Here is a 12140-nt window from a genome sequence, read left to right as displayed (position 1 = left end):
TATTCGCTACATCCTTTCGTAAAAGCCCCTGATTCGTTCCCGCGTCATTAGTTTTTTCCAATCGCTTCCAAGGGCGTTTTCCCAAAGCGGCGCCAGAAAAAGCGCCACATCGATCATTTTTTCCATGTTCTCATTGGACATGCCGGCTACGAGGTTACGCGGTAGCAAAATGCCGTTTTTATCCGCCATGATACGAAATTCCCGAACCCCTTCCGGGTAAAACTCCTCCAGGTAATCAAAAACGATGCTGTTGCCGATCCCGTGATGCAGGCCCAGCACATAGGAAAGCCCGTAGGAAAGTGCATGGCAAACCCCCACCTGCGAATAGGCGATGCTCATGCCCCCGAAATAGGACGCCATCATGAGTTTATCTTCGCCTTCAGCGCTTCTGGGGTGCAAAAAGACATCTCGGCACAATTCAAGGGATTTCCCGCCGTAAGCCTTGCTGAATTCGTTTAAATAGGTTCCGGTCAGCGACTCCACGCAATGAATATAACAATCCATACCGGTATAAAATCGCTGCTCGTCCGGGGCGTTTTCAATCAGCTCCGGATCGAGCACCACCTGGTCAAATACCGTGTGATCCGAGTTGATGCCCAATTTCCTTTCCGGCCCGGATAATACGGTCGTGCGGGAAACCTCGGCGCCGGTTCCGGACAGCGTGGGAATGCCAACGTGGTATACTGCCGGCTGTTGAATCAGATCCCATCCCTGATAATCTGCGGAACTGCCTGGATTTGTCAGCATGAGTGAAACCGCTTTGGCCAAATCCATGGTGCTGCCGCCCCCGATACCAATCACCCCATCGGGCAACCGGCCGGTTACGGTCTTGATCTCGGCAGTCAGTGCATCGACGTATTTTGTTTTGGGCTCATCCGTCACATTGACCCAAATACGACGGTCATTGTCCTGCATCGGCAACCGACGCTCTAACTCGCCGTTTTTAAATACATCATCCACTAAGAACACCACACAAGAAGAATCTGCACGGCGCCGGGGTGCTAAAATATCACCCAACTGGGCAAAGCAGCCACGGCCGAATACCACGTGCGAAACCACTTTAAAATTCCGGAACATAGATTTTCCTTCTTTGAGTTTATATGGGTTGGAGTTATCGCGTTTTTTGGATGGGTTGCTTTGTATGCCATCAGACCGGTTCAATCACGCGCAAACACCCCGCAAATCGCCTCAATCCGCTGCTGCAACTGCGCCGGTGTCCAGGATAACTTAATCTGCATTGAAAGGGTCCTGCTCATGATTCCATCCGATTGGGGTAAAGAAAGGTTGTTATAATCGCAGGCCGAAGGATGATTCAAACGGGTTATCGATAGCGGTGCCGGGGAAGAGAGCCGCCGCAAGTGATCCCATCTGCGAATATAATGCCAGTTATTATCATACCAATAAAAACATCCGTCCACGCCTGCCTGTCCCAATGCCCCCGCAATCTGACGAGCGCGCGTCTCGCTGGGCAGCAAGAAAGACAGAAAGGTGGCCGAGTCTCCGGCAGGATCGGGAAGATGCCGAAAACGAACCTCGGAATATTTATTTAGGGCGTCCTTAATCGCTTTTTTATTGGCCCGTTGCGTTTCTATAATACAGTCCAGCTTTCGCAATTGCGCCAAGCCGACCGCTGCATTCAGTTCACAGATTCGGTAGTTGGCGCCCAAAATTTCATGGTTTTCAAGGCCTCTGTCATTTCCGATATGATCGTGACCGTGATCCGAAAAGGCGGCGGCAAGAAGATAGCGATTTGAATCGTCGGTGATCACCGCCCCGCCCTCGCCGCAGGTAATGGTCTTAACGGCATCAAACGAAAAGCACCCCATGTGGCCAAAACTTCCCAGCGCTTTTCCCCGAAAAGTGCCGCCCACGGCCTGGCAGGCATCTTCAATCAGGACCAGGCCCTTATCATCGCAAAGGCGGCGGATTTGATCGATTTGAGCCATGGCACCGCACATATGAACCGTGATCACCGCTCGGGTCCGCGGTGTCACCACCGCCTCTATACTTTTAGGATCAAGGCACAGCGTTTCATCAATTTCCGAGAACACGGGAATGGCACCCGCGTTGATTACCGCCTCAATCGTGGCCAAAAAGGTAAAGGGCGGCACAATCACTTCATCACCGGCGCCGATTCCGCAGGCAGCAAGGGCGATACTCAACGCCGCCGTACCGCTAGAGCATAAATGGCAGTACTTCACGCCGAGTTTTTCGGAAAGTGCGGATTCAAATGCCTTGGCTTTCCAATGGCCCTTGCGCGCCCCGTCAAACCCGTAGCGGAACAAAACGCCCGTTTCCAGAACGTCTCCCACCTCTTTTCTTTCCTCATCGCCGAAAATTTCGAATCCCGGCATAGTCTGTCTCCTTTTTAGCTCCTGGCGCTCTTTTGGGGCGTTGCCCGGCGGGCTGAAAAATAATCATTGAAATAATGTTTGATGACCATTTTGGCATACTCGTTGGCCCGGGTGCCGATATAGTCTTCATGGGCAACCACAATCGCCAGCGCAATCGCCTTTTGCCCGTTCTTTTCTTCCGCAAACCCCACAAACCAATCGATACGGGCATCCCGAGTCTGATTATCAATGGAGCCTGTTTTTCCGCCGATAGCCAACTGCGATAACACGCGGTCTTTTTGATATCCCCGAAATGCTTTTCGGCAGGTGCCGGAACGAATGGTTCCCTGCATCAACTGCTGAAGCTGATCACAAGTCTCGGCGCGAATGGTTGGGCCAACCATGAATTTTCCGCCTCGATACAACAGCGTGCCGTTCGGTTCGGTAATGGAATCAATGATGGTCGGCTCAGGCATCTGTCCCCCATTGACAATGGCCGCGGCAATCAACGCACCATGAAGCGGGGATAAGGTGGTCCGCCGGTTAAAACCGCTGGCAATCTCGGCCAGTTGGTATCGCTCGTCCGTTAATGTCACGCTGCTAGGCTGAATTGCCGCTTCAAAGTCTATCTGGCGATTGAAGCCAAAGGCATCCGCATACTTGGTGAGAACGGACTGTCCCAATCGCAAACAGCCCAACTTACCGAAAACCGGATTGATGGACTGCGCAAAGGCGTCTTTTAAGGAAGTTCGGCTCGTGTAGCGGGAGTTATTTTCCTTGAGCTGGGTTTTATACAAGGTGTATTTGCCGCCGTTGAAAGAAAGTGCCGAATCCGGGTTCAAGCCGCCCGCTTCCAATGCCGCAGACGCTGTGACGATTTTAAACACGCTGGCGGCCGGAAATTGACTGTCCAGACAAGGATTGATGTCGGTTGGCTGCTTGTTAAAACCGACCATGGCCAGAATTCGACCGGTTGCGGGCTCCAGGACGACCATGCCGGTATGCCGGGAAATGGAGCCCTTTAGTCGATCCAGCAAAAATTGCTGCAAAGAAAGATCGAGACTGGTATCGACATGAACCGGCGTTCCATGCACTTGCAGCGTAAAACTCTGTTCTGTCAGATTCGTAATGGGCTCATTTACCAACAGTGTCTGTATATCACTCTTGGTCAGCGGAGAATTAAGCTTGGTACCAATGTGCTTGTCCGTTGCAACCGGGGAAACCAGGCTGTCTTCCCGGTTCATAACGTCCGAAAGATACCGTTGCCCCCCCCAAATCAGGAGGGTCAAGACGGCCAGGCAAACAACACGAGGCACAAGTTTTCGGCGAACAAGGGCCTTCCGCTGATAAAGGCGTTGAGCGGTGCGCCAATCCATTCGGGGTGTATTTTTCAGATCGATCTTGGGATTTAAGGCCATCATGAACGCTTTTGACCGAGTTTCTCCAGTTTCAGTTGGCTAACGACGACACCTAGCTTAATCGCGTCCCCGGCTTAACCGCCTTATCCACTGTGGCGATGGTCGGGCCGGCGTCATCCACCGCAGCCAGCAACATTCCTTTGGATAAAACGCCCATGAGTTTGGCGGGTTTGAGGTTGGCGATAATAATAACCTGTTTCCCAACCAGGTCCTCGGGTTCATATTGGAGCGCAATTCCGGACACAATGGTCCGCCGAGTTCCCATATCGACTTCAAGTTCAAGCAGTTTTTTAGCCCGGGGGACTGCCTGAGCCTTTACCACGGTCGCAACCCGCAGGTCAACCTTGGCAAAATCTTCTATGGTAATTTCCGGTTTTAATTCCGTCTCCACGGGAATCGAGTCCGCCACGGGAGATGCCTCCGTTTTATTCTTCTGCATGTCAATCCGGGGAAAAAGAACGATTGATTTCGGCAGCCGGGTTCCCGGTTGCGTGAGCCGCCACATCTTTAATTGTTCGATGGCATAAAACGGCAAAGCGGGATCCATTCCCAGATGCGTCTGCATCTTTACAGCCGTATCCGGCATCACCGGATAAATCAAGCCGGAAATGATTCGAAGCCCTTCCAAAAGGTTGTAAATGACAGCTTCAAGCTCTTTCCGACTCGTTTTTTTCTTCGCAAGTTCCCAGGGAGCTGTCGTATCGATATATTTGTTGAGCTGATTAATAAATTCCCAGACCCAGCCCAAAGCCTTGTTAAAGGCAAACGCCTCCATGGCCATGTCATACTCGGCCACTATTCTTCCGGCCGAAGCCTGCAACCCTAGCTTCAGATCATTTTCAACGGTTCCATCCACACTCGGCACCACCCCGGAAAAATACTTATGCGCCATGGCAATGACTCTTGAAAATAAATTTCCCAAATCATTGGCCAAATCCGAGTTGATGCGCTGAACCAGCAATTCCTCGGAAAAACCGGCATCCAAGCCAAAGGACATCTCGCGCATTAAAAAATAGCGAAACGCATCCACACCGTAATCATTTTTCAAATTCAGCGGATCCACGACATTCCCGATGCTTTTGGACATTTTGCTCTGATCGATATTCCAGTATCCATGCACATTGAGGTGATTAAAAACGGGAATACCCGCGGATTTGAGCATGATCGGCCAGTAAATACCGTGAGGTTTCAGAATGTCCTTGGCCACCACATGTTGCACCGAAGGCCAAAACTTCTTAAACTGCGCGCCATCCGGATACCCCAGCGCGCTTAAGTAATTGATCAGCGCATCAAACCACACATAGGTGACATAATTAACGTCAAACGGAAGGGTGATGCCCCATTGTAGCCTGGACTTGGGCCTTGAAATACAAAGATCTTCCAATGGTTCTTTGAGAAAAGACAGTACCTCGTTCCGATAACGCTCGGGACGAATAAAATCGGGATGCGCTTTAATATGGTCGATCAGCCAATCCTGATAATTGCTCATCCGGAAAAAATAATTCGATTCCTTTATGATTTCCGGCGCGGTTTCATGGTCCGGGCATTTGCCGTCCACCAACTCGCGTTCCGTATAAAACCGCTCGCAGCCGTAACAGTAAAGCCCCTCGTATTCGCTGAAATAGATATCCCCCTGATCATAAATCTTTTGAAGAATTTGCTCTACCACGGCGATATGGGAAGGATCCGTGGTACGAATAAAGGCATTGTGCCGAATATTCAACTCCGGCCACAGCGCCCTGAACAGCCCACTGATCTTATCCACGTAGATTCTCGGGGAAAGCCCTTCTTTTTTCGCGGCACGAACAATTTTATCACCGTGCTCATCCGTACCGGTCAGAAAAAACGTCTCCTGTTTTTTCATGGAATGAAACCGGGAGACTACGTCCGCAACGATGGTGGTATATGCATGGCCCAAATGCGGACGCGCATTCACATAATAGATTGGGGTAGTAATGTAAAATGTATCCGAGGGCATACTTACTCCTGTTCCGTTATATCCAAATCTTCTATATCGTTTATTTCATCGTCGCAGGCGGTATGATTGTCTTCGGAATCCTCTTTCTTGATCGCATCGATCGGCACCTCCATCTCGATGCCGTCCTCTAAACGAACGGAAATCCGGTTGCCGATAACGTTGTGCCGAATCACCTTGCCGATGCCTTTTTCCGTCATGACCTTTTTGCCGATTTTGGGCAACCCTTTTTTTAATTGCCGGTAGGTTTCAAACTCATAGGTCAGGCAACACATCAACCGGCCGCATTGGCCGGAAATTTTGGTCGGATTTAATGAGAGCCCCTGTTCCTTTGCCATTCGAATGGACACCGGTTCAAATTTATCCAGAAAAGAGGCGCAACACAGCACGCGACCGCATCGGCCGAGCCCGCCACACATTTTGGCCTGATTTCGAATGCCCACCTGGCGCATTTCAATCCGAGCCCCTAGTTTCTTAACCAACAGCTTGACCAATTGGCGAAAGTCGACACGTGATTCGGCGGTAAAGAAAAAAGTGAGTTTACCGCCGTCAAAGGTGCTTTCCACTGAAAAAAGGTTCATGCTCAGGTTAAGTTCCTTGATACACTCCACACAATAGGCATGCGCATCTTTTTCGGTCTGCCGGTTCTTTTCGATCTGAGAAAAATCGGTTTGGTTGGCCGGGCGAAAGATCTTTTTCAACGGGCGGGGGGCATCCATTTCATCATAGGGCCGGGGCATCATCGCCACAGTGCCGAACCCCAGCCCCTGTTCGGTTTCGACAATCACATGATCCCCCGGATTGAGCACATAGGCACCGCATTCAAAGTCATAAACCTTTCCTGCGGATTTAAACCGGATTCCAACTACTTTTTTCATATCGTCATCTTAGCTGTTCATCTTAAGATTCTTGAACCGGATCAAGCCGATCCGATGGCGCGAGCGGCTGCCGGCAGATGGCCCGCCAAGCGCATCAATAAGCGCTCAACCGTCAGCCGGGCATTGGCGTTTGCCTGAATATGCTTACGGGCCGTCTCGATTGCCTCCATATGTAAAAGGATATCCGTCTCATTCATATGTTCGGCGGCGCGCTGAATTCTGCTCGCAAGGTCCTCGTTCATGATTGCCCCCCGCCGAAATCCACACACGGCCAAATCCCGGTAAAGGATGGTTAACATATCCATTGCATCCATCAATTTATGTTTATTCTCCACCAATCGAAGCGCCAAAGCCATCAGGACCGATATCGAACGCTTGGTGGAAGGCGTCACCTCCAGAAACCCGCCGGCATCAATCAGCCAACGGCGCGTATCGGACCAGTTTTGCCGGTAAAAACGAAGCGCCCGTCCATAACTACCGTCCGCCATCGCGGCCAGTGCATTGGCTGTGTCAGCGGGTAATGCCTGGTTTTCAATCAACAAGGCCGCCAGGCTTTGCCTGGACAGGGGATTGAATCGAATTCGCCTGCAGCGGGAAACAATGGTAGGAAGAAGGTCTGCTGTACCACGAGCGGTTAAAATCAGAATCGTTCGGTCCGGAGGCTCTTCCAAAACTTTCAAAAGGGCATTGCCCGCCTCCGAATTCATGGCGTGAGCATCGGAAATAATCACCACCCGCCAACTCGCCTCATACGGCTTCATGGCCAGAATATGAAGCAATTCACGAATCTGGGCGATCCGAACAAATTGTCCAACCGGCGCAATTCGAATGACATCCGGGTGGCTATCGGCCTGAATCTTCTTGCAAGAGCGGCACTGTCCGCATGCCATCGGCAACCCGGCCATTTCATCCGCGCCAGCCTCGGCGCAAGCGTCATCGCCTGGATTCAAACCGGTGGAAACCCGGTTGCCCGTGCAGTTGCATACCATGGCAAAGGCCAAAGCCGTGGTTCGCTTGCCGACACCGTCACTGCCCGTAAATAGCATGGCATGCGGTATCTTACCTGCCCGGGAAAAGGCGGTCAAAATACGGATAGGCTGTTGCTGATCTTTAATGCATGCAAACCCGATCACGCCATTAACTATCAACCCGTTCCTTTAATTCTTTTCCGGACTTAAAGAACGGCAAGCGTTTGGGCTTGATGACAACTTTATCGCCGGTTTTGGGATTTCGCCCCGTATAGCTTTTATACTCTTTTACAAAAAAGCTGCATAAGCCGCGAATTTCTACACGCTCTCCCTGAGCCATCGCATCGGCCATATTGTCAAAAAACAACTGCACCACCTTTGCCGCCTCTGCCTTGGAAATGTTTGCATCGTTTTTCAATGCCGCAATAATTTCCAATTTGTTCATATGTCCTCCTTGCGCCCTGAAGCTGGTATTCAGCAATTAATATTCCTTTTTATTAACCGGGTGTTAATAGGAAGTCAAGCAGTTATGATAGAAATGCCGGCTGGATTTCCACATCCTGCGCATCAACCTCCACGGCCGCATACTGGCCGAGCGCCTCCACATTCACGATCACTCGCCCGCTTCCCTTATAGCGAACGAAAATCCCGACGATACCCGTGAAAGGCCCGCTTAATACCACCACCCGGTCTCCCGGTTGGAATCGGTTCCCCGTCTCTATCGGAAACTCCCCACTGACCATTATTTTGAGCGAATCGATCACATCGTTTGCGACGGAAATCGGTTCGTTTTTATTCCCGATAAGCCTCACGGCGCCGACGGTTTTAAGAATTTCCAGGTAAGCGTAAGGATTCAGATCCGTTTTGACAAAAAGATATCCCGGAAACAGCGGTACCCGAATCATTTTTTTCCGGTCCTTACGTTTACTCTGAACCAGCGCCTTGGGCAAAAATACATCCACCGATTTTTTAACCAACCCGTCATGCACTACGTTTTCAAAACGGCTCTTCGTATGCAGCACATACCAAGCGGGTGTCAGATTATCTCCACTCATATCAACTGTCTCTTTTTTTCACACGGGCTGTCGTCGATTCCATCCGCTGGCTAAACGCCATGATTGTTTTCTTTGTTGCCGGGTCAAGCCGTTCAAAATCGGGTTTTTAATCGGTCCTATCCCAGCGCTCGTAATAAGGGGTTTTCCCGATGGCGCGGCCGCCAGAGCCAAATTCCCCCAATCCATAAAGTGATATGGAGAATAATAACTGCTCGTCTTCGTCTTCCTTGGCGTATCCGATGTTAACGGACCAACATCCGGCTTTAAATGAAACGCCGGCACCTTTCTCAATATCCCGACTGTCCAGCAAATTTCGTTCGAAATTCCCGTACACCCACAGCCATGAAGTGGCCTGCATGACCACATCCATGTAAATCGTTTCCAGCTGATCCTTCCTATAACGGCGTTCAATATAAAATTCATCTCCTCTGGTATCGGAAAGCCGGCAGGCCACATTATGAGCAATGAATTTATGGTCATAGGCGGACCACGCCGTATCCGCCAGCAAAGAGATGCTCTGCCAGGGGCTAAATTCTATCTCGGTCGTAATGGGTGAAAAAGGTTCCGGAAGATCCTCATCCTCTCTGAAAATATCATAGCTTTGTTCAAATTTTATCCGCGCGATCTGGTGATAATCGTAATCCGGAAGATCTTTCCCGGTTCCCTTGGCGTCCTCGGGCCGTTGAATGATCGATCGGGTAACGAAACTGTGCGTCCATGAATAGACAATGAGGTCTCTGTTTTCAAGACGGTCAATCTCATCAAATTCCGGGTATTTGCTCTGGCTGAGCTCGGGCACGTACTCATATCCGACCTGAAACCGCATGATATGCTTCATTCGATCGGCCCAGTCGGTGTCGATAGGATAGACCCGGTGCAGTTCCGATGAAAAATCGAGTTTAAAATCATAGGTCTCCCGGTTCATGGTCCGGTCTGTATCCCCTATAAAGTCATCAAATTTATCCAGATGCCATACGGTTTCCCGCAGCCCGACCGATGGCTCCGCACTCAGATAGTTGCCGAAACGATAAGGCAGATAAAACCGCGGATAAACATCCGTCCGATGGCCCCGGGTTCCGTCTTCCCGGTAAAAATAGGCGTATTCGGTTTCAAATCCAACGAATAGCGGCATGTTGAAGAGGGTCTGCCGGGCACCGGCAACCGATACTTCGGGAAGTCGCTGCACCGTTTCATCTTCCGTGTTCCGGCGGCGCGCAACCACATCATCAAGCCAGCGAACCTCAGTGTTCATGCTGACACTGGACCAAAGCCGGTTCAGCTTCAGCCGGTTGGTCCTAACCGGATCATTATAATCTTCCAGATCCCGTCCGAAATACTTTAAAAAATTAGCGTCGCTGTCATCAAAACCGGCGTATCCGGATTTAAATTCATGCAGGTAGTCCTGGTCGCTGAGAATATCCAGATCCAATTGAGCCGAGATGTCGAAGGGAAGCGCCTGATCATGTTTTGCTCTGAACCAGTAACGGTCGGAATTGGGCCGAAGCCCGTAACCGTCCAGATACCCGTAATCCGCGGTGGTGCTTCCAGTTCCGTCATCCACCTTTCGGTCCTTGAATCCATCCGCCATAAGTGTGCCGCGGCTATCTTCACTCAAGACATAACGATACTCCAATCCGAGTTTATTTCCCCGTTCGCCCATGAAATGCTCGTAAAGGGTCATGTCGGAATTCTCGTAAATCGCCCAAAAGAACGGCTGAATATACTCGGCCCCCTTTCGATCAGAACTGCCGAACTGAGGCATCAGCAGACCGGACTGACGTTTGGATTTAGCGGGAAACATAAAAAAGGGCGTGTAAAGAAGGGGAATGTCCTTCACCCGAAATACCGCATGGTGAACAACACCATACCCATCCAGCGTGACATCAAGCGTTTGCCCCGAGATGGACCATGCGGGGACATCACCGTCACAGGTGGTAATTTTCACGTTTTCAGCGGAATATTCATTCTCACTCGTTTTTTGAATCTTTTGGCCCGAGACATGATAATTTTTCTCTTTCAAAAAAAGCGTGCCGTCATAGAGCGTTCCGGTGCCGGTCGATAAATCCATTTCCATTCGCTCACCGGTCAGCGCATCCGCCCCTGAGGTAATCGTCACATTTCCCTGCGCCTCTCCTTTCAGGCTGGTACGGTTATAGCGAACTTCATCCGCGGTAAGCCGCACATTCTGCTTTTGAATAATCGCATTGCCGCTGGCAGTGGTCTGGTCGGTGTTTTTATCATAGGTCATGTTGTCCGCGTTGATCCGCCAGGGAGAAGAGGGGTCCGCCTCAAAATATTTTTCCAGATCAGCGGCATTCGTCAGGCTGCCGAACGATAGCAACCAGCAAGCTGCGAAAATAAAAAACAACCATTGGAAAGACAGTGAGAGCGGGTTTTGTTTCCCCCGAATGCAAGACGGCTTGTGGCATAAATCGGCCAAATGATGGCAGGTCTTTTTCTTCAAAGTTCTTTTCAGCCCCTTTCTCAAGTGGCACCGGCCGGTATTACGCATGCGCGTTATCCCTTATAATTAAGGTAAGGGGTTGGCAGGCCCCCTTAAGTCTTCGGGACCGGAAAATCAACGGACAACGAACGGTTCAAATCTTCGTATAAAGCCAATAATTATTGAAAAAGTCAAGATATAGATGTAGGGTGATCCATTATTAGAAGCTTCAAAATGCCGAAACATAACTGGCAGGGGATTAACCTTTCGCCTTGTATTCAGTACCGATGAAAATACTACTGACAAACGATGACGGAATTTATGCCGAAGGGCTTTGGGCACTCCAACAGGAGTTGGCCTTGCGCCATTCGGTATCCGTTGTCGCACCGGATCGGGAACGGACCGCGGTAGGCCATGGCATCACCCTGCATTCACCGCTTCGGGTCCACTCGGTCAGCATGAACGGCAGCGGCGAAGGTCTTGCCGTAAACGGCACTCCCGCGGATTGCGTCAAGTTGGGCGTTCTGGAACTGCTGGCAACCAAGCCTGACATCGTTATTTCGGGAATCAATCAGGGGGCCAATGTGGGCATTAATATCAACTACTCCGGAACCGTGTCCGCGGCCAGGGAAGCCGCTTTGTACGGACTGCCGGCTATTGCAGTCTCCGCGGAAAAAAGCCCCCGGCATCACTTGGCCGGCATAGCCGTGTTTATTACGGATTTGGCCGAAAAAACGCTGGAAAAGGGACTCCCGTTCGGCACCATTTTAAATGTTAATTTCCCGGGCGTGCCCATGGACCGGATATCCGGCGTGCGCGTAAGCAGCCAGTCCATTTCGCTCCTTGGAGATTATTATGAAAAACGCAATGACCCGCGAAACCGTCCTTATTACTGGCCGGGGTGCGATACCCAATGTGGATTTGTCAATCCGGATTCGGACGGCGCCGCCTTGAAAGATAACTATATCAGCATTACCCCCATCAAATGCGATATGACGGATTACGGTCTTATGGATGATTTAAAGACATGGAATATTGTGCTGAAAAGCAACCAATGATGACTCGGAAAA

The 12140-nt window shown here is 50.6% G+C and carries 10 protein-coding genes; 1 reads left to right on the top strand and 9 read right to left on the bottom strand.

Annotated features, from left to right (window positions below; genetic code table 11):
- Nucleotides 1-6: 6 nt before the first annotated feature.
- The 9 genes from RBT11_08190 to lptD form a co-directional block, all read right to left on the bottom strand.
- The gene (locus RBT11_08190; protein ID MDX9786741.1) at nt 7-1077 is read right to left on the bottom strand and encodes an iron-containing alcohol dehydrogenase family protein; all 1071 of its coding nucleotides are present in this window, start codon (nt 1075-1077) and stop codon (nt 7-9) included.
- A gap of 80 nt (nt 1078-1157) precedes the next feature.
- The gene (locus RBT11_08185; protein ID MDX9786740.1) at nt 1158-2354 is read right to left on the bottom strand and encodes a DegT/DnrJ/EryC1/StrS family aminotransferase; all 1197 of its coding nucleotides are present in this window, start codon (nt 2352-2354) and stop codon (nt 1158-1160) included.
- Nucleotides 2355-2368: 14 nt separating this feature from the next.
- Nucleotides 2369-3754, bottom strand: a complete 1386-nt coding sequence (locus RBT11_08180; protein ID MDX9786739.1) for a penicillin-binding transpeptidase domain-containing protein — start codon at nt 3752-3754, stop codon at nt 2369-2371.
- Between the two features lie 49 nt (nt 3755-3803).
- On the bottom strand, nt 3804-5729 hold the full coding sequence (gene metG, locus RBT11_08175) for a methionine--tRNA ligase (protein MDX9786738.1): 1926 nt from the start codon (nt 5727-5729) through the stop codon (nt 3804-3806).
- A 2-nt stretch (nt 5730-5731) separates the two neighbouring features.
- Nucleotides 5732-6604 (bottom strand): stage 0 sporulation family protein, encoded by an 873-nt coding sequence (locus RBT11_08170; GenBank protein ID MDX9786737.1) that lies wholly within the window; start codon nt 6602-6604, stop codon nt 5732-5734.
- Nucleotides 6605-6645: 41 nt separating this feature from the next.
- On the bottom strand, nt 6646-7752 hold the full coding sequence (gene holB / locus RBT11_08165; protein MDX9786736.1) for a DNA polymerase III subunit delta': 1107 nt from the start codon (nt 7750-7752) through the stop codon (nt 6646-6648).
- Nucleotides 7742-8017, bottom strand: coding sequence for an HU family DNA-binding protein (locus RBT11_08160; protein ID MDX9786735.1), 276 nt, complete (start codon nt 8015-8017; stop codon nt 7742-7744). The genes holB and RBT11_08160 overlap by 11 nt, the downstream gene beginning before the upstream one ends.
- Before the next feature lie 82 nt (nt 8018-8099).
- Nucleotides 8100-8627 (bottom strand): UpxY family transcription antiterminator, encoded by a 528-nt coding sequence (locus RBT11_08155; protein MDX9786734.1) that lies wholly within the window; start codon nt 8625-8627, stop codon nt 8100-8102.
- A 106-nt stretch (nt 8628-8733) separates the two neighbouring features.
- Nucleotides 8734-11139 (bottom strand): LPS assembly protein LptD, encoded by a 2406-nt coding sequence (gene lptD / locus RBT11_08150; protein MDX9786733.1) that lies wholly within the window; start codon nt 11137-11139, stop codon nt 8734-8736.
- Nucleotides 11140-11342: 203 nt separating this feature from the next.
- On the opposite strand from lptD, the gene surE reads away from it, so the two are divergent.
- Nucleotides 11343-12128, top strand: coding sequence for a 5'/3'-nucleotidase SurE (gene surE / locus RBT11_08145; GenBank protein ID MDX9786732.1), 786 nt, complete (start codon nt 11343-11345; stop codon nt 12126-12128).
- Nucleotides 12129-12140: the final 12 nt, after the last annotated feature.

This window comes from Desulfobacterales bacterium, assembly GCA_034003325.1.
In the GTDB taxonomy this organism is placed as follows: domain Bacteria; phylum Desulfobacterota; class Desulfobacteria; order Desulfobacterales; family JAFDDL01; genus JAVEYW01.
The sequence above is the reverse complement of the archived record's forward strand: the minus strand, read 5'-3'. Positions and strand labels throughout refer to the sequence as shown.

What these genes read in the sequence shown, in the direction of transcription:
- RBT11_08180 (MDX9786739.1), bottom strand. Translation starts at nt 3,754, where the DNA reads ATGATGGCCTTAAATCCCAAGATCGATCTGAAAAATACACCCCGAATG.
- RBT11_08190 (MDX9786741.1), bottom strand. Translation starts at nt 1,077, where the DNA reads ATGTTCCGGAATTTTAAAGTGGTTTCGCACGTGGTATTCGGCCGTGGC.
- RBT11_08185 (MDX9786740.1), bottom strand. Translation starts at nt 2,354, where the DNA reads ATGCCGGGATTCGAAATTTTCGGCGATGAGGAAAGAAAAGAGGTGGGA.
- RBT11_08170 (MDX9786737.1), bottom strand. Translation starts at nt 6,604, where the DNA reads ATGAAAAAAGTAGTTGGAATCCGGTTTAAATCCGCAGGAAAGGTTTAT.
- metG (MDX9786738.1), bottom strand. Translation starts at nt 5,729, where the DNA reads ATGCCCTCGGATACATTTTACATTACTACCCCAATCTATTATGTGAAT.
- RBT11_08155 (MDX9786734.1), bottom strand. Translation starts at nt 8,627, where the DNA reads ATGAGTGGAGATAATCTGACACCCGCTTGGTATGTGCTGCATACGAAG.
- lptD (MDX9786733.1), bottom strand. Translation starts at nt 11,139, where the DNA reads ATGCGTAATACCGGCCGGTGCCACTTGAGAAAGGGGCTGAAAAGAACT.
- RBT11_08160 (MDX9786735.1), bottom strand. Translation starts at nt 8,017, where the DNA reads ATGAACAAATTGGAAATTATTGCGGCATTGAAAAACGATGCAAACATT.